This window comes from Yoonia maritima, from assembly GCF_003003285.1.
Classification (GTDB): domain Bacteria; phylum Pseudomonadota; class Alphaproteobacteria; order Rhodobacterales; family Rhodobacteraceae; genus Yoonia; species Yoonia maritima.
The window spans coordinates 1-23,352 of record NZ_PVTP01000014.1; the positions used below are offsets into that span (position 1 = coordinate 1).

Annotated in this window: 27 protein-coding genes and 1 pseudogene; 18 read left to right on the plus strand and 10 right to left on the minus strand. The window is 50.8% G+C overall.

Going from position 1 to position 23,352, the window contains the following annotated elements:
- Positions 1–96: 96 nt before the first annotated feature.
- The 6 genes and pseudogenes from CLV80_RS16265 to CLV80_RS16285 form a co-directional block, all read right to left on the minus strand.
- Positions 97–1,245: pseudogene (locus CLV80_RS16265) on the minus strand (PHP domain-containing protein); the annotation flags it as partial.
- Positions 1,242–2,336: a Y-family DNA polymerase gene (locus CLV80_RS16270; protein ID WP_446001704.1), complete on the minus strand. Its 1,095-nt coding sequence runs from the start codon at positions 2,334–2,336 to the stop codon at positions 1,242–1,244. The pseudogene CLV80_RS16265 and the gene CLV80_RS16270, both read right to left, overlap by 4 nt.
- On the minus strand, positions 2,306–2,644 hold the full coding sequence (locus tag CLV80_RS18860; RefSeq protein ID WP_446001706.1) for a Y-family DNA polymerase: 339 nt from the start codon (positions 2,642–2,644) through the stop codon (positions 2,306–2,308). The genes CLV80_RS16270 and CLV80_RS18860 overlap by 31 nt, the downstream gene beginning before the upstream one ends.
- A gap of 31 nt (positions 2,645–2,675) precedes the next feature.
- Positions 2,676–3,269 carry an ImuA family protein gene (locus CLV80_RS16275; protein ID WP_311135535.1) on the minus strand — a complete coding sequence of 198 codons (594 nt, stop codon included), beginning with the start codon at positions 3,267–3,269 and terminating at the stop codon, positions 2,676–2,678.
- A 39-nt stretch (positions 3,270–3,308) separates the two neighbouring features.
- Positions 3,309–4,550, minus strand: a complete 1,242-nt coding sequence (locus CLV80_RS16280) for a saccharopine dehydrogenase family protein (protein WP_106359003.1) — start codon at positions 4,548–4,550, stop codon at positions 3,309–3,311.
- Between the two features lie 27 nt (positions 4,551–4,577).
- Positions 4,578–5,672, minus strand: a complete 1,095-nt coding sequence (locus CLV80_RS16285) for a carboxynorspermidine decarboxylase (protein ID WP_106359098.1) — start codon at positions 5,670–5,672, stop codon at positions 4,578–4,580.
- A gap of 284 nt (positions 5,673–5,956) precedes the next feature.
- On the opposite strand from CLV80_RS16285, the gene CLV80_RS16290 reads away from it, so the two are divergent.
- The 3 genes from CLV80_RS16290 to CLV80_RS16300 are packed head-to-tail and all read left to right on the plus strand — an operon-like array spanning position 5,957 to position 8,807.
- On the plus strand, positions 5,957–6,940 hold the full coding sequence (locus CLV80_RS16290; RefSeq protein WP_106359004.1) for a TRAP transporter substrate-binding protein: 984 nt from the start codon (positions 5,957–5,959) through the stop codon (positions 6,938–6,940).
- 50 nt (positions 6,941–6,990) lie between these two features.
- On the plus strand, positions 6,991–7,497 hold the full coding sequence (locus CLV80_RS16295; protein WP_106359005.1) for a TRAP transporter small permease: 507 nt from the start codon (positions 6,991–6,993) through the stop codon (positions 7,495–7,497).
- Positions 7,498–7,502: 5 nt separating this feature from the next.
- Entirely contained in the window at positions 7,503–8,807 is a 1,305-nt protein-coding gene (locus CLV80_RS16300) for a TRAP transporter large permease (protein WP_106359006.1), read from the plus strand.
- A gap of 46 nt (positions 8,808–8,853) precedes the next feature.
- Here the strand turns inward: CLV80_RS16300 and CLV80_RS16305 are convergent, their stop codons facing one another.
- Both CLV80_RS16305 and CLV80_RS16310 read right to left on the minus strand, forming a co-directional pair.
- Positions 8,854–9,690, minus strand: coding sequence for a GNAT family N-acetyltransferase (locus tag CLV80_RS16305; protein ID WP_106359007.1), 837 nt, complete (start codon positions 9,688–9,690; stop codon positions 8,854–8,856).
- Positions 9,687–10,373 (minus strand): GntR family transcriptional regulator, encoded by a 687-nt coding sequence (locus CLV80_RS16310; protein ID WP_106359008.1) that lies wholly within the window; start codon positions 10,371–10,373, stop codon positions 9,687–9,689. Before CLV80_RS16310 ends, CLV80_RS16305 begins: the two co-directional genes overlap by 4 nt.
- Before the next feature lie 237 nt (positions 10,374–10,610).
- On the opposite strand from CLV80_RS16310, the gene CLV80_RS16315 reads away from it, so the two are divergent.
- The 6 genes from CLV80_RS16315 to CLV80_RS16340 all read left to right on the plus strand — a co-directional run bounded on the left by CLV80_RS16315 (position 10,611) and on the right by CLV80_RS16340 (position 15,890).
- On the plus strand, positions 10,611–11,585 hold the full coding sequence (locus tag CLV80_RS16315; protein ID WP_106359009.1) for an ABC transporter ATP-binding protein: 975 nt from the start codon (positions 10,611–10,613) through the stop codon (positions 11,583–11,585).
- 24 nt (positions 11,586–11,609) lie between these two features.
- A complete protein-coding gene (locus CLV80_RS16320; protein WP_207766606.1) occupies positions 11,610–12,875 on the plus strand; it encodes an ABC transporter substrate-binding protein in 1,266 nt (421 codons plus the stop codon).
- 62 nt (positions 12,876–12,937) lie between these two features.
- Positions 12,938–13,786, plus strand: coding sequence for an ABC transporter permease (locus CLV80_RS16325; RefSeq protein ID WP_106359011.1), 849 nt, complete (start codon positions 12,938–12,940; stop codon positions 13,784–13,786).
- A 1-nt stretch (position 13,787) separates the two neighbouring features.
- Complete coding sequence (locus tag CLV80_RS16330; RefSeq protein ID WP_106359012.1) at positions 13,788–14,624, plus strand: ABC transporter permease; 837 nt, start codon at positions 13,788–13,790, stop codon at positions 14,622–14,624.
- On the plus strand, positions 14,624–15,310 hold the full coding sequence (locus tag CLV80_RS16335) for an aspartate/glutamate racemase family protein (RefSeq protein WP_106359013.1): 687 nt from the start codon (positions 14,624–14,626) through the stop codon (positions 15,308–15,310). The genes CLV80_RS16330 and CLV80_RS16335 overlap by 1 nt, the downstream gene beginning before the upstream one ends.
- Positions 15,311–15,485: 175 nt before the next feature.
- A complete protein-coding gene (locus CLV80_RS16340; RefSeq protein ID WP_106359014.1) occupies positions 15,486–15,890 on the plus strand; it encodes a hypothetical protein in 405 nt (134 codons plus the stop codon).
- 17 nt (positions 15,891–15,907) lie between these two features.
- On the opposite strand, the gene CLV80_RS16345 is transcribed toward CLV80_RS16340, so the two are convergent.
- Positions 15,908–16,255 carry a hypothetical protein gene (locus CLV80_RS16345; protein ID WP_106359015.1) on the minus strand — a complete coding sequence of 116 codons (348 nt, stop codon included), beginning with the start codon at positions 16,253–16,255 and terminating at the stop codon, positions 15,908–15,910.
- A 187-nt stretch (positions 16,256–16,442) separates the two neighbouring features.
- Here CLV80_RS16345 and CLV80_RS16350 point away from each other — a divergent pair, with 187 nt between their 5' ends.
- From CLV80_RS16350 to CLV80_RS16385, 8 genes are all read left to right on the plus strand, one after another.
- Positions 16,443–17,066, plus strand: a complete 624-nt coding sequence (locus CLV80_RS16350; protein ID WP_106359016.1) for a 50S ribosomal protein L21 — start codon at positions 16,443–16,445, stop codon at positions 17,064–17,066.
- 12 nt (positions 17,067–17,078) lie between these two features.
- Positions 17,079–17,348, plus strand: a complete 270-nt coding sequence (rpmA, locus tag CLV80_RS16355; protein ID WP_056031912.1) for a 50S ribosomal protein L27 — start codon at positions 17,079–17,081, stop codon at positions 17,346–17,348.
- 127 nt (positions 17,349–17,475) lie between these two features.
- A complete protein-coding gene (locus CLV80_RS16360; RefSeq protein ID WP_106359017.1) occupies positions 17,476–18,015 on the plus strand; it encodes a GNAT family N-acetyltransferase in 540 nt (179 codons plus the stop codon).
- On the plus strand, positions 18,015–18,530 hold the full coding sequence (locus tag CLV80_RS16365; protein WP_106359018.1) for a GNAT family N-acetyltransferase: 516 nt from the start codon (positions 18,015–18,017) through the stop codon (positions 18,528–18,530). The genes CLV80_RS16360 and CLV80_RS16365 overlap by 1 nt, the downstream gene beginning before the upstream one ends.
- Entirely contained in the window at positions 18,523–19,020 is a 498-nt protein-coding gene (locus tag CLV80_RS16370; RefSeq protein ID WP_106359019.1) for a GNAT family N-acetyltransferase, read from the plus strand. The genes CLV80_RS16365 and CLV80_RS16370 overlap by 8 nt, the downstream gene beginning before the upstream one ends.
- A 38-nt stretch (positions 19,021–19,058) precedes the next feature.
- Positions 19,059–20,105: a GTPase ObgE gene (gene obgE, locus CLV80_RS16375; protein ID WP_106359020.1), complete on the plus strand. Its 1,047-nt coding sequence runs from the start codon at positions 19,059–19,061 to the stop codon at positions 20,103–20,105.
- On the plus strand, positions 20,093–21,199 hold the full coding sequence (gene proB, locus CLV80_RS16380; protein WP_106359021.1) for a glutamate 5-kinase: 1,107 nt from the start codon (positions 20,093–20,095) through the stop codon (positions 21,197–21,199). Before obgE ends, proB begins: the two co-directional genes overlap by 13 nt.
- Before the next feature lie 11 nt (positions 21,200–21,210).
- Positions 21,211–22,476, plus strand: coding sequence for a glutamate-5-semialdehyde dehydrogenase (locus CLV80_RS16385; protein WP_106359022.1), 1,266 nt, complete (start codon positions 21,211–21,213; stop codon positions 22,474–22,476).
- Here CLV80_RS16385 and CLV80_RS16390 read toward each other — a convergent pair.
- A complete protein-coding gene (locus CLV80_RS16390; RefSeq protein ID WP_106359023.1) occupies positions 22,473–23,063 on the minus strand; it encodes a histidine phosphotransferase family protein in 591 nt (196 codons plus the stop codon). The two genes, CLV80_RS16385 and CLV80_RS16390, sit on opposite strands and share 4 nt — an antisense overlap.
- 29 nt (positions 23,064–23,092) lie before the next feature.
- Here CLV80_RS16390 and CLV80_RS16395 point away from each other — a divergent pair, with 29 nt between their 5' ends.
- Positions 23,093–23,272, plus strand: coding sequence for a DUF3553 domain-containing protein (locus CLV80_RS16395; protein WP_106359024.1), 180 nt, complete (start codon positions 23,093–23,095; stop codon positions 23,270–23,272).
- Positions 23,273–23,352: the final 80 nt, after the last annotated feature.

A 23,352-nucleotide genomic window follows, 5' to 3' on the forward strand; every position in this document is an offset into this window, starting at 1 on the left:
CTTTCTCATCTTCCACTCCTCGGTGGCTACGATGAGCAACAAACACTCTCTTAGCAAATTGCACTATTTGAACCCATAAGCGCTGACGTCAGACAGTTCGGAAACAAATCTTTCTACAACCATAGTGATAGTTTCTGGGCTGACATCAGTAATGACAAGAAGATAACACAGGATTGAATTAGCCGCAGAACCACGCCCTTGACATAAAATACCTTTGGATTTTGCAAATTGGACAATGTCTTACACCGTAAGAAAATATGCATAAAACTTAAGTATTTCAAATAATTACAGCTCTTTATTCATCTGCTTTATTGCGTGTTCTGGGGCGCCGTTTGGGTATCGTGACTTAAGGCCAGTCCGCGCCTGCCGCGCCAGTCGTTTTTGCGGTGGTTCGTTATCCGCGATTTCATCTGGGTACTCATAGCTCAGTTCGCTGAGACAAAAGCTGGACTTTGCTGCGATTTCTACTGTGCGACTTAGGGCGGCAGGGTAGCGTTTAAACAAACGCTGCATGTCAGCCTTGCCTTTGAGGCGGCGTTCAGCGTTCGGCAGGGCGCGTGCCCCAATTTGATCTATGGTGATATGTTCGCGCATACAGGTTAACACATCAGCAAGCTGGCGTCGCGATGCATGGTGCATAATCACATCGCCAATCGCGACCATTGGCGCGGCTGTGCGCTGTGCGAGCGCGGCGCAAGCGTCAAAGTAGTGCTGATCACTGCCGTCATAACGTGGGGCTGCACCTAGAAATACGTTGCCCGGAAAGTGCTTTTTCAGTGCGAAAATATCCTGTGTGCTGTCTCGTAATGTCGCTTGCGGCAAAGCGATAAGAGACATGCCTACGCACCCCGTTATCAGATCGTTGATATCCAAAAAACATTTGCCCTTTGGAGCGCGACGTTTGCCCACAGTTAAAAGCCGCGTCAGCCGTGCGTAAGCTGTACGATCATGTGGCAACGCAATCCACTGTGTATGACTGTCGCGTAGGATTAACCTAACACCGATGATCAATTTGGGAAGTTGCGCTGCTTCGCCAAGCTCTCGGCGTAGTTCCTTGAGGGCCGAGAATGCCCGCACGACGCCTGCGAGAGAATTATGGTCGGTGATTGCAATTCCTTTTAAACCAAGAGCCGCCGCACGCGCAATTAGCTCCTCCGGATGTGATGCGCCGCGTAGGAATGTAAAATTTGAGGTCACGCATAATTTAGCATACCCAATATCCAATGAGGCGTTTTGCTGTGTCATGCGAATTCTCCATGTACAAACCAACCGGGTTTTTGCGGGGTGTAAAACAACCAAAGACGCCGCCCTTCGCGGGTTTCAATATGCCAGTAATCTCGGATGCCTGTGTGCCATGTATCGTCTGATAACCACCACTCTGGTGCTATCCGTTCTGGTCCAGTGGCACGTCCAGTCGTTAATGACATGCGCCGCCAGCGAAATTGCACAGGCGGTTGTGGGCCGCCACCTGCGATGGATTCAGGTGTGAAAATACGTAAAGGACGTGGTCGTGTGCCTGGCCATATTTCTTCTGGGTCGCTGTAGGCTGCCGATGCTATTTGAAAGCTGCGTTCGGGGATATGGCTATCTGCTGGTAAAAACCGTTGAATGTTATCCAGTCCGATCCTGTTGCCAATGCGTGTGATAAGATCGTCCAGCCCTTCTGGTCGTGCGGTTGTGTTATATGTGATTTGTTCATGAGGAAGGGGCTCTACCTGAATTGCTTCAAGTCGTATTTGATCAATGCCATAACCCGCATCAACTTCGCTGACACCGCGTTCAAATAGCGGCAACATACGTGCTGCATCGCGCATAGGGACGGCAAGGCGCAACTCAACCTGTTGTGTGCCTTGATCGACGCGGCGTAGGCTAAGCTGCAACATACGTGCGCCCATATACTGCGTTTTGAGCTTGTCACACAGCCGAATTAAAAGACGCTCTGTGCCGGCCATTACGTCTGTGTGTAACCCAATTGGATCAGGTAAGGTCATGCGCACGCCATAGTGGGGGGCGTCTTTAAGTGGTGAAATGTTTTCGTTTTTCTCACCTATTGCTTGATCTAATCTAAGCAGAACTTCGGGGCCAAACCTACGCGCAATTGTCTTACGTGGCAGTGCGGCAAGGTCTGATATTTTTCGCAGTCCTAATCGCTGAAGAGCCGTGTCCACCTTTGTGTTCAAGCGTAGGGCTGCGACTGGTAGCGAAGTAATATCTTCGTCTTGGTTTCCTAATTTGTGTGCTTTGCCACCGTAATGAGACAATGCCCAAGCTGCACCACGGGTGTCCGCCGCGGCAATACGTCCGTCTAACCCCGCTCTTTTAAGGCGGTGACGCATGTCATTGAGTAGGGGTAGTAGCGTTTGCTCCAACGTGCAAGCATCTGCAGAAAACGCTGGTCAGCAGTGGTATTGACGGGGCTACTTTGTAGGTCAGGGCAATAAGCGCGGGCATCCGAAAAAACCATGCCTTTATACAGGCCCTGGGCCTCAGCAGCGTGATTTAAACAATAGATGCGATCGGCTTTTTCACTATGTACGAGCGCAAACGGGCTGCTGTCCTGCACTGAACTGTTTATGGCACGTGCGCGCAACACCCTATCGCTGGGCAGTTTTGGAAACCATACTGATACGACGCGCTTGTGCATCCCAATTTACGATCCAAGTCCCAAGTGTTCCTTATTTGTTCTTTATAATTTCCCACCGCTGAAGAGTCGAGCCTGTAGCTTGTGATGTGGCATTAAAAACAGGGCTACAGCACCAACGTGTCTGCGCCGCGTTACTTCCCATACCTTCGGGCAAGACGCATAATCCCATCGTATTTCCCTCTTTTGCGGCCAGCTGCAGGCGGCGGCCTTCTGTAAGGCCAATAGGCTGTGAGAGCTCAATAACGACTAGCGTAATGCTGCCATCACGCAATGCTTCTTCTGCGGTAGCGAGTGCGTCTAGATGGGTATTGGCCTGTGCAAGCAAAAGACACTGAGGCGGGAAATACTGGGAAAACCCAACAGGGTTAATATGTTCGCTAGCCCATGCCTGACGTATCCACAGTATTGTTTTGTCAGTTGATCGGCACAAATGGCCTGCAAGTGAAAAAGCAAAAGCATGTGCCGCCGGACCGTATGCTTCGTGGGTGCGGCCGTTTTGAAGGGGGAAATAGGAATCAAGGTTACTCATGACGCGATCATAGACAAAAACGGCATCATTGCATTCGGTCAATTTGCCTGAACTGTTATGCTGCTTATCCACTAGGTGCAGGCAAAGCACGATCACCAGCGACGCATATATACGTCGCTGGCTTAGGGCATTTGCTTACGCTTGGTGCCAAGCTCGGTCGCCTTTGGCGTCTTTCACACGTGTTGGTAGCCCGATGTCGTCCAGCAAAGTGAAAAGCGGTTTCGGGTCCAGTTCTTCGACGTTCATCATCACGCCTTGGTCGTAGGTGCCATCTGCGATCAGCATAGCGACTGCCACAGGTGGGACGCCAGCGGTGTATGATATGCCTTGGCTTCCGACTTCGTTGTAGGCGTCTTTGTGATCGGCAACATTATATACAAACACCTCGACCTCTTCGCCGTCTTTGGTGCCCTTAACCAGATCACCGATGCAGGTCTTGCCGGTATAGTTGGGCGCAAGGCTTGATGGATCAGGTAGGACAGCTTTGACCAACTTCAACGGAACAACTTCTAAACCTTCGGCGGTGATGACAGGTTGTTCCGACAGCAACCCAAGGTTCTGAAGCACTGAAAACACATTGATATAGTGGTCGCCAAAACCCATCCAAAACCGAATATCTGCCTGCGGATAATTCGCGGCTAGCGAATGAACTTCGTCATGGCCGGACATATAGGCCTTTTGTTTGCCAACGACGGGCAGGTCCCATTCGCGACCGACTTCGAACATTTTATTCTGCTGCCATGCGCCTTGTTGCCAGCTATAGACCGTGCCGGTGAATTCGCGGAAATTGATTTCGGGATCAAAGTTCGTTGAGAAATATTTGCCGTGGTTACCTGCGTTGATATCGACAATGTCGATGGATGTGACTTCATCCATGAATTCATCAATTGCGAACCGTGCAAACGCATTCACCATTCCCGGATCAAATCCAGCACCTAAGATCGCCGTGATGCCTGCTTTGGCGCAATCATCGCGGCGTTTCCATTCGTAGTTACCGTACCACGGTGGGGTTTCACATATCTTGGTTGGATCTTCGTGAATGGCGGTGTCGATATAGGCCGCGCCCGTTTGAATACAGGCCTCAAGAACGGTCATATTCACAAACGGAGAACCCACGTTGATCACGATCTGTGCGCCTATTTTGGTGATCAATGCGGCAACCGCTGCGCTGTCCATGCCATCCACGCTATGTGCTTGAAATACGCCATCTTGTTTCATCGCGTTCTTATCATGCACGCTTGCGATTATTGCCTCGCACTTTGAAATAGTCCGGCTGGCAATGTGTAATTCGCCCAGCACATCGTTATTTTGCGCGCATTTATGCGCCACGACCTGTGCGACGCCACCAGCGCCAATGATAAGAACATTGCGTTTCATGTATCCAAGAGACCTCTTCTCAGTTTGTTAGGATAGAGCAGCAGCAAAATCGTCGTAGTCGAAATCGCGTACTAGTTTTACGGTTCCATCAAGTTCACGGATCGCGATGCTGGGCATCTTAACACCATTGAACCAATTTTTCTTTACCATCGTGTATCCGGCAGCATCTTGAAACGAAAGCCGATCACCTGATTTAAGCGGTGCATCAAAGCGGAATTCGCCGAAGATATCGCCAGCAAGGCACGATTTCCCACAGATCATCCATTCATGATCACCCGTGTTTGGGGTAATCTTTGCTGGTTCACGGTAGATTAGCAAATCCAACATATGCGCCTCGATTGAACTATCAACAATCGCAAGGTTTTTACCGTTATGCATCGTGTCCAGAACGGTAACTTCTAGCGTAGCGGCACCCGTGATCGCGGCTTCTCCGGGTTCAAGATATACTTGTATATCATAGGTTTGCGCAAAGTTCTTTAACCGGTTTGCCAGTTGATTAATCGGATAATCGTCGCCGGTAAAATGAATGCCACCGCCAAGGCTGACCCAATCCATATTATGGATGATCGTGCCAAAGCGGTCTTCAATCAGGGTAAGCATCGTATCAAAGCGTTCAAAGCTGTCGTTTTCGCAGTTATTGTGGAACATCAGGCCGCTAATTTGATCCGCGACTGCTGCAATATCGGCCGGATCATGTTCGCCCAGACGGCTAAAGGGGCGGGCAGGGTCTGCAAGGTCAAATTCGGATGTCGACACGCCGGGGTTCGCACGCAACCCACGCACATGCCCCTGCGACGCCTTTGAAAACTTGGTAAGTTGTCCGATAGAATTGAAGATGATCTTGTTCGAATAAGCCAACACATCATCAATTTCGTCATCCGCGTAAGCAACTGAATAGGCGTGCGTTTCACCGCTGAATTTTTCATGCCCCAAGCGTACTTCGTATAAAGATGAAGACGTTGATCCGTCCATGTAATCGGCCATGAAGTCGAAGACAGACCATGTCGCAAAGCATTTAAGAGCAAGCAAAGATTTTGCGCCGGATGCGTCGCGCAGCCACGCTATCTTTTCAAGGTTTTGCAACAAACGGGACTTGTCGATCAGATAATACGGTGTCTGCATCTGTGAACCTCTGCGGTAGGCAAGCATTGTAACTGTGCCATTAAATCTATCACGGGGCAGGCGCAAACAAATTGCGGTTTTTCTACGCATCAAGCAGCATAACGAAGTGACGCGATTATGATTTCTGCCTTTGCGAAGTACCTTACACGAAGGCAATTTACATTTTGTCAGCCTAAATAAGCGGCATAAGTCATTGACGCTGCTTTTGTTCTGACAGCTTCTATTGCTGCATACTGCGGCGGGCGAACACAGTTATTTTGAAATTTGAGGAATAGGATCACGCTATGAATGTTTTTTCGAAGATTACACTGACGGCATGCGCGGCAATTTCATTTGCGGCGTCGGCATCCGCCGAGACAACTTGGATTATGGCATCGGGATATCCAGAGGATAGTTTCTTCACTCAAAACATCCGCATGTTCATCGAGGAAGTAGAAGAGGCCAGCAACGGTGAGCTGTCCATTGATCTGCGTTCAAATGGAGAACTGATCAAATTGGACGCAATCCGTCGCGCTGTTCAGGCCGGTCAAATCCAGTTGGGTGAAATTCGGTTTGGGGTCTACGGGAACGAAAGCCCGATGTATGTGCTTGATAGTCTTCCAAATGTCGCGGGCGATTATGAATCGTCGGTACGATTGATGGAGGCACAAAAACCTTGGTTTGATAGCGTTTTCGAAGAAGATGGCATGAAGATCCTCGCTTATCAGCCGTGGCCGGGGCAAGGGTTTTACACAAAGTTCCCAATTGAATCAGTTGAGCAGTTCGATGGCGTAAAAATGCGTATTTATTCCACGTCGACCCAACGGATGGGCGAATTGCTTGGCTTTGACGCAACGATCTTGCCTTATGCAGAGGTGCCGCAAGCGTTTTCAACCGGCCTAATTGATGCACTATTTACTTCGGGCCAGACAGGTAACGATATCCAAGCATGGGATTATGTTTCGGATTTCACTTATACTGGTTCAATGCACAACAAAAACGGTATCATCGTGAACCAACGTGCGCTTGGGGCCTTGCCCGAAGACTTGCAAGCCGCGATCGTTGCCGCCGGTGAAGCCGCGACATTGCGCGGTTACGAGATGAGCCGTATCGCCGGTGAAAATAGCGTCGTAGTCTTGAAAGAACACGGAATGACAGTGGCTGATGCATCGCCAGAATTGCTGCAGGCGCTTGAGGAAATTGGTAAAGTAATGATTGAGGAATGGAGCGCCGAAGCGTCTGAAGACGAGCTTGCCGTTCTTGAAGCCTACCGAGCATCGAGCGAATAATTGACGGTTGGCTGGCGGTATTCTGTCGGCCAAATTTTCAGGATCATTATATGCGGAAAAACCTCAATAGGCTGTACTCTGTTTGCGGTTTTGCCGCGGCATTCTTCTTGGCATCTATCGCTATGGTTACGATTGTTCAGATCGTCGCGCGGCAGTTTCATGTCGCAATAGAAACCACTGAAGTTGCAGGGTTTTGCCTTGCTGCTTCGACCTTTCTTGGACTCGCGTATACTTTTGCGAATGGGGGACATGTGCGCATTAGTCTTGTGTCGCAATTTTTGCCCAAAGGGGCACATCGGATCATTGAATTGTGGTGTTGTTCGATCGGGATCGCAATTTCAGGGTATGCTGCTTGGCAGATGACGCTGTTCACAATTCAATCATTTGATTTCGGCGATCTTAGTCCTGGAATGGTCGCCATGCCGTTGTGGATACCGCAAAGCGGCGTTGCGTTTGGTTTGATCACGTTAACCATTGGTATCGCCGAACAGGCAACGCTGATTTTTGCGGGAAAAACAGCAGGCTATGAGGTGAATGTCGATGGAACAGCAGAGTAACACTGATGGATAGCATCACAATAGCCACTATCGTTCTGATCATAAGCTTGCTTGTATTATTGGGAACTGGCGTGTGGATCGCGTTGTCGTTGCTGTCTGCAGCTTTGATTATGTTTACCTTTTTTGCGCCGCTTGATCCCGGTTCGATCATGTCAGCGACGATGTGGGACGCAAGCTGGGGCTGGGCTTTGACTGCGTTGCCGTTGTTTGTTTGGATGGGCGAAATTCTGATGCGGTCAGGGTTATCATCAAGCCTGTTTCGCGGCTTATCCCCGTGGGTTTCGGGGCTTCCAGGTGGGCTAATGCATGTCAATGTTATCGGTTGTGGCGTTATGGCTGCGGTATCTGGATCGTCGGCGGTCACATGTGCAACGGTCGGCCGAATGAGCATCCCTGAACTGAGCGCACGTAACTATGATAGGCGCATGATGATCGGGTCATTGGCTGGTGCTGGAACATTTGGTCTACTGATCCCACCGTCCATTATCATGATTGTCTATGGCGTGATTGCCCAACAATCAGTTGCCCGTTTATTCATTGCTGGAATTGTCCCCGGGGTGATGTTGATCGTTCTTTTTTCTGGCTATATTGCGATTTGGTCGCGCCTGAATCCCGATAAGCAAGGTGATCAGCCCCCGCGCATACCATTCACCGAAAAGCTACGTGCCTCGAAAAAACTGCTGCCTGTTGTCGCGCTTATCATTGCGATCATCGGGTCGATCTATGGTGGGATTGCGACACCGACCGAAGCGGCATCCATTGGTATCGTTGGCGCACTTATTCTTGCGTTTGTGAATGGCACGATGAGCAAAACAATGTTCATGGATAGTCTGCTGTCTGCGACGCGAATTTCATGCATGATTTCATTTATTATTGCATGCGCTGCCTGTCTTTCGATTGCGGTTGGCTTTGCAGACCTTCCGCGTGCGGCGGCGAATTGGGTAAAACAATTTGACCTTTCAGCCACAGTTCTGATTGTCGTTCTGACATTCTTTTTCTTGATATTGGGCTGTTTTTTGGAAGGCATATCAATTCTCGTGCTATCGAGCTCCGTCGTCTTGCCAATGATCAAAGCTGCCGGCATCGACCCGATTTGGTTCGGTGTTTACGCTGTTATCGTGATCGAATGCGCGCAGATTACGCCACCAGTCGGTTTCAACCTAATCGTTCTAAAGTCAATGACGGGCAGGGGTATTGGGGAAATCGCACTGGCAACATTCCCATTTTTGTGTGTCTTGCTTTTGGCGATTGTTCTAATCGTTGTGTTTCCGCAAATTGTAACGTTCTTACCTGACTTGATGCTAGGTTGAAGTCTAAGCCGCTAGTTACGTGCAGGTAAGCATTGTCCGCTGGGTATTAGCCAAGTTCCATCGTCGCGATTGCAAAAAGGGTCTCGTTCTTTTTGGGGGGCCTGCCGCGATACATGCGCGCCGTCTCAAATGTCGTTTCAAACCCGAATGTGATCAGCCGATCTTTGAACTGCGGTTGCCCGTCCGCCATGTCGATGATGACTTGGTGCGCTGACATCAGTCTTGCTGCTGCCGACACTAATTTTATTGCGATGTCCGAATTGGGCGCAATGACCGGGCCGACTTTATGTCCGCTTTTACACCGGCGTATCGTAGCGAAACCCGTTACAGCGTTATCCGTTTCGTAAACCACGGTCTTTCTTTCATCGGTGTCTTTGGTCCAACCGGAAACGAAGGCTTCACGTGCATACCCATTCGCCGCAACATCCAGCTTGGTAACAATTTCGACGTCCAATTCATAGCTGATTGGCCTTATGCCGTTGAAATCCATCTGCGGCATACAGCCTTGCATTCTTGTGCTCGCCCCAGCAAGAGTAAAGCCAGAGCGGGCATAGTTCGCCTGCTGCTCTTTTACACCATCCAGCCCGACTGTGCGCGGTCCAGCATGCGCCATCGCATATTTCCAAAGACCATACCCAATCCCTTTGCCACGATACATGGGATCACAAAGGTAAAGACCAAGAAATGCCATGTGGTCACTATGGTTTACGACTGAGATTGCGGCAACGATAGCACCGTCTAGTTCGGCGACGAAAAAACCGTGCATGTCAGTTTGGAAAAAAACCAATGCATCATCAATGCCGGGATTCCATCCTTCTGCGGCAGCCCAATCGAGCGTGGTATATATCTCTGCTTGGGTGGATGTCCGGAATATTGGTGTCATGACTTTAGCGCTTCATGCAACGAGGAGGGGGCCGATTTCCGTGAGCGAAGGTCAAGAGATGTAAGTAGGTCGATAAGGTGGCTTTTCATTAACTCTTCGGCTTGGTCGCCGTCTTGATTTCGAAAGGCTTCGATCAACGCGTGATGGGCATGGCTTTCACATAAGGCCGCCCGACGTTCCCAATATAGCGCAATGATTAACGATGAACGCGAAATCAGTTGTGTAATAAATGCTGCGATTGTTTTTTGGTCTGCAATACGGGCAATTTCGATGTGAAAAAGCCCCGATAGGTAAAGCGCGCGACCGCTTTCGCCGTTGTCGATTGCTGTATGTTCAGCATCGATATGGTTTTGCAGTGATAATATGTCTTGCTCTGTCATGCGTTCGGCGGCTGATCGCGCTGTGCGGGGTTCTAGTAGCGACCGCGCTTCAAAAACCTCGATCGCCTCGGCGACGGATGGCTGCGCTACAAATGCACCGCGGTTTCGCTTAAGTTCGATCAGACGGTTGTGCGATAGGCTTTGGAGCGCGGCGCGGATGATTGTCCGACTGACGCCATATACTTCACTCAGCTCGTCTTCGCCCAGTTTCATTCCTGGGATAAGGCGGTGCTCGTGGATCGCGAGTTCGATGGCCTCTGCAACATATTCGGCGGACCCTGATTTGACCTGAGTGTCTTTCATGACTGCATACTCCTCAATTTGATTCTGATCGGGTCTGGTTGGAAGGCCAAGGGGCGGAACGTGTTTATCTGCTGTGATCTAAATTGTATACAATATTGTGATTAAAGTTGCGCACATGATGATCGCGATTGCTGAAAATTTACGCATCCCCATGATGTGAGGGCGTGAGCGTCAAAAAACGCTGCACAGATTTCGATGTTTCGCTGAACGTGAGGGTGCAAACATTTTGGAGCGGCAATGCGCACAGGATATGATCTCGAACTTGTCCATCTGACCAAACGCTACGGGGAAACCGTGGCGGTGCGGGACTTGAACCACATCTTCAATGCAGGGAGTTATGTCTGCCTGTTAGGGCCCTCTGGATGTGGCAAATCTTCGACTTTGCGGATGATTGCGGGCCACGAAAGCGTATCGGATGGCTCTATCGTTCTTGATGGCCTGGATGTGTCGCATTTGCCCCCAGCTAAGCGGGGAACAGCGATGATGTTCCAAAACTACGCGCTGTTTCCGCATCTGTCTGTACGTGACAACGTCGCATTTTCCTTGCGAATGAAGGGCGTTGATAAACCCACGCGTTATGGTCAAGCGAACGAGTTGCTCGAACTTGTTGACATGAGTGACTACGCGGATCGTCTGCCGGATCAGTTGTCTGGTGGGCAGCAGCAGCGGGTGGCGCTGGCACGTGCGTTGATCACTAAGCCGAAGGTCTTGTTGCTGGACGAGCCGCTATCTGCGCTTGACCCGTTTTTGCGGGTTCGCATGCGTGCAGAGCTGAAACGGATACAGCGCGAGCTTGGGATTACATTTATTCACGTCACGCACGGACAGGACGAAGCGCTCGCATTGGCTGATGTCATGGTTGTTATGAATAACGCGGTCATCGAGCAAGCCGGGTCTGCGCGTGATATTTTCAATGCCCCCCGTACCGAATTTGTCGCCCGTTTTATGGGCGGGCACAATGTTATCTCATTGGATGGCAGCAAAGTTGCGTTGCGTGCTGATGCGGTTGCTATGGCTGACCACGGATTGTCAGCCACTGTTACTGGGGTGGAGTTCCAAGGCGCACATGTTGCCATGACTGCCACCACAGAAGGTGGTGAGGAGATCCTCGCCCTCCTGCCGGAAGAGACATTTTATCACTCACCAAAAAATCCAGGCGACGTGGTTTCGCTCGCTTGGGACGAGGGGCGGCTACACCGCCTCCAAGCATAAATCTAACAACAAGGGACAATAGATATGTCTAAAATGCGTTATAGCCGCCGTGCGGTTTTGAAAAACGGGGCTGCGGCCGTCGCTGCGTCGACCTTGCCAGCCCCAATGGTTTGGGCCCAAGAAATCAAAGACATAACACTTCGCCAATTTGGCACAGGCGTGTCGAACCTGAATGACGTTGCCAATAAGGTGAAAGAGGACCTCGGTTTCACGCTCGCGATGACCGCGCTGGATAGTGATAGCGTGACACAGCGCGCCGCGACCCAACCTGACAGCTTTGACATTGCCGATATCGAATATTGGATTTGTAAAAAGGTGTGGCCGACAGGCAATCTGCAAGCGATGGATACGTCAAAAATCGCGAACTACGACAAGATTGTTGGCATCTTTAAGTCTGGAAAACTGACGCCTGAGAGCGAAATCGCGCAGGGTACCGCTCCGCATAGCGTTGGCTTTGTCGATGGTCCCGATGGCAACTCATTTGCCGACGAGGAAACCGGTTGGATGACGCTTATCCCGACGATCTATAACGCAGATACGCTGGGTATTCGCCCAGATCTGATTAATCGTCCGATCAACAACTGGTCCGAACTTTTGAACCCTGAATTCAAGGGTAAGGCTTCGATCCTCGATATTTCTTCAATCGGGATCATGGATATGGCCATGGTTTGTGAATCCATGGGCGAAATCCAGTACGCGGACAAAGGAAACATGACCCGTGAAGAGATCGATAAAACCTTTGCGATCTTCACAGAGGCCAAGCAAAACGGCCAATTCCGCGCATTCTGGAAATCATTCGACGAAAGCGTAAACCTGATGGCCGCAGGAGAGGTCGTAATCCAGTCGATGTGGTCGCCTGCAATCACCGCTGTTAAATCGCGCGGTATTCCATGCGTCTACCAGCCGCTTGAAGAAGGTTACCGCAGCTGGGGTGGTGGCATCGGTCTTTCAAAGTCCCTGTCCGGCATGGAGCTGGACGCGGCTTATGAATACATCAACTGGTACCTTGATGGCTGGGTCGGTGGTTACCTGATGCGTCAGGGCTACTATTCTGCCGTGCCTGAGACGTCGAAAAACCACATGTCTGAAAACGAGTGGGGCTATTGGTTCGAGGGCAAGCAAGCTACCGGCGATATTACGTCTCCGACAGGGGATGTGTTGGCTAAGGCCGGTGAAACCCGCGATGGCGGATCGTTCTATGACCGGATGGGGTCAGTCGCTTGTTGGAATGCCGTGATGGATGAAAACCAATACATGGTCCGCAAATGGAATGAATTCATCGCATCGTGATGAAAACGCTGCGAAGGGTGTTCGCCATCCTTCGCGGCAGCCGTCCTTGATTGAGAGCAGCCATGCATCGAACACTTATAACCTGGCTTCAGGCCGCGCCGCTTGCTGTAATCCTGTTAGGGTTTCTTGTGGCGCCGATCATCATGATCGTCATCGTTAGCTTTTGGGGGGCGACAGAGTTCTCAATTTATCCTGATTTTCAGCTTGAGAACTACAAGTTTTTATTTTCTTCTCCAGTGACTTACAAAGTGTTCTTCGTAACCTTTAAATACGCGTTTATCACTTGGGCCCTTACCCTAACAATTGGTTTCACCGTCGCATATTTTTTGGCTTTCCATATTCGCAGCCAAACCACACAAATCGCGCTTTTTTTACTATGCACCATTCCATTTTGGACATCGAACATCATTCGCATGATTTCGTGGATTCCGTTTTTGGGGCGTAATGGTATCGCCAACCAAACCTTGATTTCATGGGGTGTAATCGATGCACCGCTTGATTGGCTGTTGTACTCGGATTTCTCGGTGATCCTTGCGTTCGTACACCTTTACACGTTGTTCATGGTTGTCCCGATATTCAACACTATGATGCGGATCGACAAATCATTGTTAGAGGCAGCACGCGACGCAGGTGCAAGTGGGTTTCAAACGCTGTGTCATCTGATCATTCCACTGACAAAGCCGGGCATTATGATTGGAAGCATCTTCGTCTTAACACTGGTGATGGGTGATTTTATCACTGTGCGTTTCATGTCCGGATCGCAAAAGGCCAATGTCGGACGGTTGATTTCGAATGACATTGCATTGCTTCAGTATCCTTCCGCCGCTGCGACAGCCGTTGTTTTGTTGTGCACTGTGCTCATCATGATCGCGATCATGTTGCGGTTCGTGAATATTCGAAAGGAATTGTAAGATGGAAAAACGACCACGGTCCTTTTACGTCCTTGCCAGCTTCTTTGGGTTGTTCATTTTGTTCCTTTACGGGCCAACACTGACAATTGCCATTCTATCGTTCCAAGGACCAAAAGGTGGCCTGACATTCCCAATGAATGGCGTGTCATTGCATTGGTTCCGTGATCTTTTTGAACAGCAAGCCGTCGGTGATATTTGGGGGGCATTCCGAAGGTCGCTACTCCTTGGCTTTATGGTCATGATCACAACCGTGGTCGGTTCTGTGATGGCTGGGCTGGCTTTCCGCAAAAGGTTCGCGGGTTCTTCGGTGCTGTTTTATCTTGCGATTACGTCATTGGTGATCCCGTCGATCTTAATATCCTTGGGCGTTGGCTTGATCTTTAACCAACTGGGATTTCGGGTGCACTGGGCCACGTCTGGTTTTGGAAGCCAGCTGACGTGGACATTGCCCTTTGGCCTGTTGATTATGTTTGCGGTATTTAACCGTTTCGACAAAAGCTATGAGGAAGCCGCACGCGATCAAGGGGCGTCATCATGGCAAACGATCCGCTTTGTCGTCGTGCCAATCATTGCGCCGTCTCTGATCGGGGTGGCGCTGTTTGGGTTCACCTTATCCTATGATGAATTCGCGCGTACGCTGCTCACGGCTGGGTCATATAACACTTTGCCACTCGAGATATTTGGCATGACGACCAATGTGACCACACCGGTTATCTACGCTCTTGGCACGCTTACAACGCTATTCTCACTCGGTGTCATTGGCTTCTTTCTTCTGACATTTTGGCTTATTGGTAAGCGCCGTGCCCGATTTGGTTCCGATGCAGGGAAGGGGCTTTGATGAAAATTGCCCTGATGAATCCGAACGCCACGAGCGCGATGACGCAAAGCATGTTGGCAGTAGCACGTGCAGCCGCACCCGCCGGAGTTCAGGTATCAGGCTGGACTAACAGCGATGGTCCGAAGGCGATACAGGGACGCGAAGACGGAGAGGCTGCGATAAAAGGATTGCTTGCAGGTCTTATGTCCGAAGATGTTAAGAACGCTGACCTGATTATTATTGCTTGTTTTGACGATGTTGGGCTGACCGAAATGCGGCGCACCGCCCATTGTCCAGTGATTGCTATTGGTCAAGCTGCCTATACGATGGCCGTACTTATGGGGCATTGCTTTTCCGTGGTCACATCGACTGAAGTATCAATACCGATCATCGAAGAAAATATTGAGGCACTTGGATTTGCCAAAAACTGCAAGTCAATTCGCGCCAGCGGTCTCCCCGTCCTTACGATCGAGCAGGCTTCTGAAGCTACTTGTAATACGCTGTCCAAAGAAATCTTAATAGCGAAACATGAAGACGGAGCCTCTACTGTTATCTTGGGGTGTGCTGGCATGGCAGCATTACACAAAGACCTAGAGGCAAAAACTGGGACGGTCCTTATCGACGGTGTCAGAGCCGGGGTTAACCTTGGAGTGTCTATTATAAAGAACACAATTACATACGAAGTTGAACAAACCTCGATATTGTAAGCGCCTTAATCCTGTATTCAGAAGACTCTGAGGACGTTTTGCAATTCGTGAAGGGATACACACGACGTAATTCAGAATGCTTTGTTGGGGCGCGACAATTTGGTGGCGGCGCGGGTCTTGGATTCTAAAGTACACGTCGTATGGTGGCAGCATAATAAGAAAGAAGGAAAGTGACTTGTCACCATTAAAGACAACCGTGATTGCATTATGTTTGCTTGCAGCCTGTGATCAGACACCTTCGATTGTGGTCGAAGACAATTTACCAGCGGATGATCCGCGTCAGCAGGCGCTTGTGTTGAGTGAATGCGCGATATATTTTGCTGCGGTGACCAAAATCGAAGCTGATGGCGGTGCGGTTGCAGGCAATCCGACCAAAGACTGTCCTGTTGAGGCGCGTGCTCGTGCGGCAGATATCAACCCGATGGTCAGCGTTCCGCCCGTCACTCCAGGATATCCACAGACATTGTATCAGCGTATGATTGCACGAGGCATTCCAGCCGCTATGGCGACAGATATTTCAAAGTCTAAGGCATTTTGGGATCTCGTAGCACAGCGCGATTCAGCTTACGCTAATTTTTAGCGCTCAGGCGTGCACCGTTATGATGCATAAACCATGAGCGCCACAATAAGAGCATCAGGGCTGTTTTGGTAAATACCAATATCAGACTTGAGTTGGATCAATCGGGCAGGGCGATCTCCTGCCCGAATTTGTGCGATATCCATCGCTTCGTTAACAGTTTGCCCACCGCCATTTTGTATGTCGTTCACAATGGCCGGGTGGTTGGTCTTCACAAATATCTCGACTTGGCCGCGTCGCTGATTATAAGCGGCGTTCCCAATCCCAGTGAATATCCCTGAAACTGGCAACATCAGCGGATTACCAATGTGATTGGCATTTGTACTGCATGCGCTAAGCAGACTGAGGGCGATAAGTACGCGGTGCATAGGGTTTTCCACCTTCTTATGGGTTGACTTACAAAGGTATTGGTCAGATAAGCCGCCATCCGTACAAGGGTTTTGTGCGGTGATATGCGAAATTACGCCCAAGTGGGCGCGCTGTTTACAGGCGGCAATAGCCACTAACGCCGGGATGTCCGGGGCCTCAGAGACGCGAAAAACGAAGGAAGATCATATGTTTGCGGTTTTGAAAACCGGCGGCAAGCAATACAAAGTCGCTTCTGGCGACGTGCTCCGCGTAGAAAAGCTGGCAGCTGCTGCTGGCGAAACAGTTCAATTCAACGAGATTCTGATGGTTGGCTCCACTGTGGGCGCACCTTTGGTTGAAGGCGCAGGCGTGCAAGCCGAAGTCATCGACCAGATCAAAGGTCCAAAGACTATCAATTTCGTAAAGCGTCGTCGTAAGCACTCGTCTGCACGCAAAAAAGGCCACCGTCAGCAACTGACACTGGTACGTATTGGTGATATCCTTGAAAAAGGCGCTGATAAGTCTGGTGTAAAAGCTGCTGTAAACGGCGCTGCGCCTGTTGCTGCTGCACCTGCTGCGAAAAAGCCTGCTAAGAAAGCTGCTGCACCTAAAAAGGCTGCTGCGACTACTGGTGGTGACGACCTAACAAAAATCAGCGGTGTTGGTCCCGTGATCGTGAAAAAGTTGCACGCACTTGGCGTGACAACATTTGCACAGATCGCTGCATGGACACCTGAAGAAGTGGCTGACATGGATGAAAAGCTTTCGTTCAAAGGCCGCATCGATCGCGACGAGTGGCTGAAGCAAGCCGCTGAATTCGCTCAAAGCTAAGGAGAGACACCAATGGCACATAAAAAAGCAGGCGGTTCATCCCGTAACGGACGCGACTCAGCTGGTCGTCGTCTTGGCGTTAAGAAATTCGGTGGCGAAGTTGTCATTCCTGGCAACATCATCATGCGTCAGCGTGGCACAAAGATGTGGCCAGGCGCAGGCGTTGGCATGGGTAAGGATCACACGATCTTTGCAACCGTCGAAGGCAACGTACAGTTCCACAAAGGCCTCAAGGGCCGTACCTTTATTTCGGTTCTCCCAGTGGCGGAGGCCGCTGAATAAGCCGATTACCTCAGGTAGCAAATTTCAGGGGATCGGCGATAGCCGGTCCCTTTTTTTATTCATACTCTTGCCACGTTATGATTTTAGACGTGCCTCGGGGTGATCATGTTTTCGAGGAGGGAAAGCTATGATTCATGAAGAGATTACAGTTCAAGATGCAATAACCGCAGAGCGCTTTGTTCTGCGCCCTTGCCGCAAGTCTGATGCAGGCTTGATTGCGATGTACGCTGCCGACGAACGCGTCGCGCGTGGCACGCGTAGCATTCCGCATCCGTTGCCGCCCGGTACCATCGAAGCCATGATTGATCGTGCAGGGCAGCCAGATCGGACAGAGGATATTTGGGTTATCGACGGATCAGCGCAAGGCCATGTAGAGGCTTTGGGTCTGATTAGTCTTGAGCGGATGGACCGCCAGCAATCCGAAATTTTTTATTGGATAGCACCTGCGTTCTGGAACACTGGCTTGGCGTCAGAGGCTGTCCGCGCTCTTATCGCTGCCAACCCGCATAAATCTGAACGTGTGTTTGCCGAAGCCTTTCAAGACAACCCTGGTTCCGCCCGCGTGCTGACGAATTGCGGTTTCGATTATCTTGGTGATGCAGAGGCGTTTTCTGTCGCGCGTAATGCTACGGTTCCCACATGGACATATACGCTTAAGGTAGAGTAATGACCGTCCCAATCTTGCGCACGCAACGGCTTGTCTTGCGTGCGCTTACCTCTAAAGATCTTGAAGATGTGCTGCGATACGCTGGCGATTACGAGATATCTCAGTGGTTGGTTGTGGTGCCGCATCCATACACATGGTCCGATGCCGAAACCTTCCTTCAGATGGATTTGGCAGGCGAACTAGGTAATCTTTGGGTTATCACAAAAGATGACGCGTTTATTGGTGTCGTTTCAACCGGTAAAGGCCTTGGCTACTGGCTTGTACCGTCGTGTTGGGGGCAGGGGATTATGACCGAAGCTGTGCATTCGGTCCTCAGTTTTCATTTCTCGGATTCTGAAGAAACCGAGATCAATTCCAGCTATTTCGTTGGGAACCATGGTTCGCGTCGTGTTTTGGAAAAGCTCGGATTTGTGGATGTTGGGGCAAAGGTTCAATTCTCTGTCTCGCGCGGTGCAAATGTTGATTCCCGAGTTGTGAAATTGAGCCGCGCACGGTGGGGCCAGATGAATGGATAATCTAACATATCGCGATCTGCGCTCTGAGGACACGGATGCATTGCATGCGATTGTCAGTGACTGGGACGTCGTCCGTCAAATGGGAAGCTGGCCTTGGCCGCCGCAGTATCGCTTTACTGAATCGCGTTGTACCACTTATAAAGGTGTTGGGTTCGTTTGGGGGTTATTTGCTCCTAAACTCATTGGAATGGTTGCGGTCACTGAGGGCGAGCTTGGGTATCTTCTTGCCCGCGAATATTGGGGGCGGGGTATCGTGACCGCGATGGCACGTACTGCGATTAATCACGGGTTTCGCGAGCCTGTACTACAAGAAATTACCGCGAGTATTTGGGGCGACAATGCTGGATCAAGGCGGGTCTTAACGAAACTTGGGTTTACCAAGACGGCGGATGGTATCGAACATGCTCTTGCCCGTGGTGAAGACACGTCGTCACACTATTATAGTCTATCGCGCGATGTCTGGCACCGCTTGAGGTGTGACGCACAATAGACTATCGGCACATCTGAACAGCGCGGAAAGCAAAACCTATGAAATTTCTTGATCTCGCAAAGGTCTATATACGATCCGGCGCCGGTGGTGGTGGCTGTATTTCTTTCCGCCGTGAAAAATTCATTGAATACGGTGGCCCAGACGGTGGTGACGGCGGTAACGGCGGTGATGTGATCGTCGAGGCTGTCGACGGCCTGAACACGCTGATCGACTTTCGTTATCAGCAGCATTTCTTTGCGGGCAATGGCCAGCACGGTATGGGCAGTCAGCGGACTGGTAAAGACGGTGATGACAAGGTTTTACGTGTTCCTGTTGGTACTGAAATCATCGACGAAGACGAAGAAACCGTTATTGCCGACCTGACTGAGGTAGGCCAACGCATTATTATCGCCAAAGGTGGTAATGGTGGCTGGGGTAACTTGCACTTTAAGTCTGCCACGAACCAAGCCCCGCGTCGGTCGAACCCCGGCCAAGAATCCATTGAGCGAACAATCTGGCTGCGGCTCAAACTGATCGCTGACGTTGGTTTGCTGGGGATGCCTAATGCGGGTAAGTCGACATTCCTTTCGGCGACGTCTAATGCGCGCCCCAAAGTGGCCGATTACCCGTTTACGACATTGATCCCAAACCTTGGTGTTGTTGGAATTGATGAAGTCGAATTCGTTGTTGCCGATATCCCCGGTTTGATTGCCGGTGCATCCGAAGGACGTGGTTTGGGCGATACGTTCCTAAGCCATGTTGAACGCTGCGCGGTATTGTTGCATTTGATTGATGGCACTTCGGGTGATCCAGCTGGTGACCTGACGACGATTATTGGCGAACTCGAAGCCTATGGCGGTGAATTGGCTGAAAAGCCTCGGATTACGGTTCTGAACAAGATCGACGCGCTAGACGACGAAGAACGTGCGTTCTTGAAAGAAGAGATTGAGGCCGTTGCCGCCGGTCCTGTGTTGCTGATGTCTGGTGTAAGCCGCGAAGGTATTCCCGAAGTTCTGCGCGCCTTGCGTTCAGAAATCGACGATAACCGTCTGCGCCATCGAAAAGCTGCGGAGGAAGCGGAAGAGGACGCCCCATGGCAGCCTTAACCGAAGCAAAGCGGCTTGTTGTTAAAATCGGATCTGCATTGCTGGTTGATGCAGATACCGGTGCGCTGCGGGATAAATGGCTAACGTCATTGGCTTCTGATGTGGCGCGTATTCGTGCACGTGGCACAGATGTTGTGTTGGTGTCGTCAGGTTCAATCGCTTTAGGTCGTGGCGTGTTAGGATTGCCTGCCGCCGCACTACCACTAGAGCAATCACAAGCTGCGGCAGCAGTCGGCCAAATTCGCCTTGCACGCGCCTATGAAGAGGCGCTCGCGCTTCACGGCATTATCGCAGGGCAAGTGCTTGTTACTCTTGAAGATTCTCATGATCGCCGTCGCTATTTGAATAGCCGGGCGACGATGGAAACCATGCTTTCGCTAGGCGTAACACCCATCGTGAACGAGAACGATACGATTGCGACGGACGAAATTCGATACGGTGACAATGACCGGTTGGCTGCTCAGGTCGCTGTAACGATTGGTGCTGATCAGCTAATACTTTTGTCCGATGTCGATGGTTTGTATACCGCCAATCCGCGCCTTAACGTCGACGCGAACCACATTGATATTGTTCAAAAAATAACGCCTGAAATTGAAGATATGGCGGGTGACGTCGGCTCTGGTCTTTCTAAGGGAGGTATGATTACAAAGATCATGGCGGCCCGTATGGCGACTGAGGCAGGTTGCGCTATGGCCATTGCCTTAGGGACCGAAACCAGTCCGCTGGCTGCATTAGAAAATGGTGCGCGTACGACTTGGTTCTCCGCACAAACAGATCCGCAAGCGGCCCGCAAGCGTTGGATCGCTTCGATGAAGGCGGCTGGTACGATCAGCATAGATGATGGTGCAAAGACAGCGTTGAAGCGCGGAAATAGTCTATTACCTGCGGGTGTTACACAAGTGTCCGGGCGTTTTGGACGTGGGGATGTTGTGGCAATTATGGATGCGCAGGGCGTGCAATTGGGGCAGGGTTTGACCCGCTACACAGCAGCAGAAGCACGCCAGATAATGGGCTGCCGGTCAGGTGAAATTTCAGCAGTATTAGGCTATGAAGGTCGATCTGCATTGGTGCACCGTGATGATATGGTGCTTTAAGAGGTCTAAAAATGAACGAGCAAACGCAAATCGCGACGATGATGACCGAAATTGGCGCGGCTGCCCGCGCTGCGGCTACCGTGCTTGCAACTGCTCCGGCGGCGTCGAAAGAAAAGGCGCTGAATGCCGCTGCAGATGCCGTTTGGGATCAGCGTGATGTAATTATTGCGGCGAACAAACAGGACATGGCTTTTGGGGCGGACAAAGGGCTGTCGCCATCTATGATGGATCGTTTGATGTTGAACGAAGATCGGATTGCAGGAATTGTGTCTGGCTTGCGTGCGATTGCTGGCCAAGATGATCCTATCGGTGCCGTCACCGAAGAATGGACCCAGCCGACTGGTCTGAACATTAAACGTGTGCGTACCCCGATTGGAGTGATCGGTGTGATTTATGAAAGCCGTCCGAATGTGACGGCAGATGCTGGTGCACTTTGCTTGAAATCTGGCAATGCCGTGGTGTTGCGCGGCGGCTCTGAAAGCTTTCATTCAAGCCAAGCGATTCATGCCTGTCTGGTTGCTGGGCTTAAGGCCGCTGGTCTGCCAGAGGCGTCAATTCAATTGATCCCAACACGCGACCGCGCTGCCGTCTCTGCAATGATTCAAGCGACAGATTATATCGATGTGATCGTACCGCGCGGTGGTAAGGGGCTTGTTGGATTAGTTCAGCGCGAGGCCCGCGTGCCGGTGTTCGCCCACCTAGAAGGTATTTGCCACATCTACGTTGATGCAAGCGCCGACTTAGCAAAAGCACGTGCGGTTTTGATTAATGCTAAAACACGTCGGACTGGGATTTGTGGATCGGCGGAATGTTTATTGGTCGATCAGGCGTTTTTCGACAAACACGGGGATGTTTTAACCCGCGACCTTTTGGATGCTGGGGTTGAGGTGCGCGCGTCTGGTACGCTCGCTGAAACAGCAGGCACAGTTCAGGCAAAGCCTGATGACTTTGGACATGAGTTCTTGGACATGATTATCGCGGCGAAAACCGTGGATGGCATCAATGGTGCGATTGCACACATCCGCGAATTCGGTTCAAATCACACGGATGCGATCATTGCAGAAGATGATAGTGTCGCCGATCAGTTTTTCCGTGACCTTGATAGCGCGATCTTGATGCGCAATGCGTCGACCCAATTTGCGGATGGCGGTGAATTTGGAATGGGTGCTGAGATTGGGATTGCGACTGGCAAACTGCATGCACGTGGTCCTGTTGGTGCAGTACAGCTAACCAGCTTCAAATACCTTGTGACAGGTGACGGAACGGTGCGTAGCTAAAACTGCGCGTTGAGCATGGTATCGCCAGCGGTGAAAGTAAGCTGGCGATCTGCCTCAGCAAGGGCCGTTGGCAACAGCGCAAATTGGACCTGCGCGGCAGTGTGAACAAGGTTGGTATTGGGGGCGGTAATACTACCCCATAGATCGGCGTCAAAGTTCACGCGTTTTGCACGAGCTTCAAAGAACCAAGCATCCCCGTCCTGCTTGATGACCACGTCACCGCCAACAGGAAGCGCAGTTTCAAAGCAAAGCAAGACCAACAGCGCTGATCGCACACAGCGTCGTTGCTGATCACCTTGGATATCCCAATGAAAAGTGTTGCGACCCCCTTGCGATATTGCTGCGAGAATGCTGCGTATCTCGGTGCTGCTGATGCGTTGGCCATCGGCCGCAGCACCAAATGCAATTCTGAATAATCTGATTCGAGCGTTGGCATTTTCTACGCTGTCGTTAATCAACGACATTTCGGGAGCTGTGTTGCCGCTGGTTAACGTCAAAAGTTCAACCCCATTGCCGATTGCCCCAATAGGGCTGATAAGGTCGTGGCAAATACGTGAACCCACAAGTGCGGCCAGATCTGGTTGCATGGCGCGGTCTCCTTTTGGAGGGAAGTTGAATGATAGGCATGAATGCCATTTTAGAACCGGGAATGTTGGTACGTAATCCTACCCAGCCAGATTGGGGCGTGGGGCAGGTACAGTCAAACGTTGGCGGGAAAATTACGGTAAACTTTCGTGAAGAAGGCAAGGTTGTGATTGATGGGGCACGACTGGGTCTCATCTTGGTTGATCAATAGTTAAAGTCCGTTGTTTAGACGTATCGTCACAATGGTTGTCAAATCGTTAATGCCGCAGTAGAAACCGCGATCTAAGCCAG

Excerpts from the sequence above, each read along its gene's own strand:
- obgE (WP_106359020.1), top strand. The coding sequence starts at position 19,059 with ATGAAATTTCTTGATCTCGCAAAGGTCTATATACGATCCGGCGCCGGT.
- CLV80_RS16330 (WP_106359012.1), top strand. The coding sequence starts at position 13,788 with ATGGAAAAACGACCACGGTCCTTTTACGTCCTTGCCAGCTTCTTTGGG.
- CLV80_RS16285 (WP_106359098.1), bottom strand. The coding sequence starts at position 5,672 with ATGCAGACACCGTATTATCTGATCGACAAGTCCCGTTTGTTGCAAAAC.
- CLV80_RS16305 (WP_106359007.1), bottom strand. The coding sequence starts at position 9,690 with ATGACACCAATATTCCGGACATCCACCCAAGCAGAGATATATACCACG.
- CLV80_RS16360 (WP_106359017.1), top strand. The coding sequence starts at position 17,476 with ATGATTCATGAAGAGATTACAGTTCAAGATGCAATAACCGCAGAGCGC.
- CLV80_RS16365 (WP_106359018.1), top strand. The coding sequence starts at position 18,015 with ATGACCGTCCCAATCTTGCGCACGCAACGGCTTGTCTTGCGTGCGCTT.
- CLV80_RS16295 (WP_106359005.1), top strand. The coding sequence starts at position 6,991 with ATGCGGAAAAACCTCAATAGGCTGTACTCTGTTTGCGGTTTTGCCGCG.
- CLV80_RS16320 (WP_207766606.1), top strand. The coding sequence starts at position 11,610 with ATGTCTAAAATGCGTTATAGCCGCCGTGCGGTTTTGAAAAACGGGGCT.
- CLV80_RS16270 (WP_446001704.1), bottom strand. The coding sequence starts at position 2,336 with ATGCGTCACCGCCTTAAAAGAGCGGGGTTAGACGGACGTATTGCCGCG.
- proB (WP_106359021.1), top strand. The coding sequence starts at position 20,093 with ATGGCAGCCTTAACCGAAGCAAAGCGGCTTGTTGTTAAAATCGGATCT.
- CLV80_RS16395 (WP_106359024.1), top strand. The coding sequence starts at position 23,093 with ATGATAGGCATGAATGCCATTTTAGAACCGGGAATGTTGGTACGTAAT.
- CLV80_RS16335 (WP_106359013.1), top strand. The coding sequence starts at position 14,624 with ATGAAAATTGCCCTGATGAATCCGAACGCCACGAGCGCGATGACGCAA.
- CLV80_RS16345 (WP_106359015.1), bottom strand. The coding sequence starts at position 16,255 with ATGCACCGCGTACTTATCGCCCTCAGTCTGCTTAGCGCATGCAGTACA.
- CLV80_RS16325 (WP_106359011.1), top strand. The coding sequence starts at position 12,938 with ATGCATCGAACACTTATAACCTGGCTTCAGGCCGCGCCGCTTGCTGTA.
- CLV80_RS16350 (WP_106359016.1), top strand. The coding sequence starts at position 16,443 with ATGTTTGCGGTTTTGAAAACCGGCGGCAAGCAATACAAAGTCGCTTCT.
- rpmA (WP_056031912.1), top strand. The coding sequence starts at position 17,079 with ATGGCACATAAAAAAGCAGGCGGTTCATCCCGTAACGGACGCGACTCA.
- CLV80_RS16315 (WP_106359009.1), top strand. The coding sequence starts at position 10,611 with ATGCGCACAGGATATGATCTCGAACTTGTCCATCTGACCAAACGCTAC.
- CLV80_RS16385 (WP_106359022.1), top strand. The coding sequence starts at position 21,211 with ATGAACGAGCAAACGCAAATCGCGACGATGATGACCGAAATTGGCGCG.
- CLV80_RS16310 (WP_106359008.1), bottom strand. The coding sequence starts at position 10,373 with ATGAAAGACACTCAGGTCAAATCAGGGTCCGCCGAATATGTTGCAGAG.
- CLV80_RS16390 (WP_106359023.1), bottom strand. The coding sequence starts at position 23,063 with ATGCAACCAGATCTGGCCGCACTTGTGGGTTCACGTATTTGCCACGAC.
- CLV80_RS18860 (WP_446001706.1), bottom strand. The coding sequence starts at position 2,644 with ATGCACAAGCGCGTCGTATCAGTATGGTTTCCAAAACTGCCCAGCGAT.
- CLV80_RS16370 (WP_106359019.1), top strand. The coding sequence starts at position 18,523 with ATGGATAATCTAACATATCGCGATCTGCGCTCTGAGGACACGGATGCA.
- CLV80_RS16300 (WP_106359006.1), top strand. The coding sequence starts at position 7,503 with ATGGATAGCATCACAATAGCCACTATCGTTCTGATCATAAGCTTGCTT.
- CLV80_RS16280 (WP_106359003.1), bottom strand. The coding sequence starts at position 4,550 with ATGAAACGCAATGTTCTTATCATTGGCGCTGGTGGCGTCGCACAGGTC.
- CLV80_RS16290 (WP_106359004.1), top strand. The coding sequence starts at position 5,957 with ATGAATGTTTTTTCGAAGATTACACTGACGGCATGCGCGGCAATTTCA.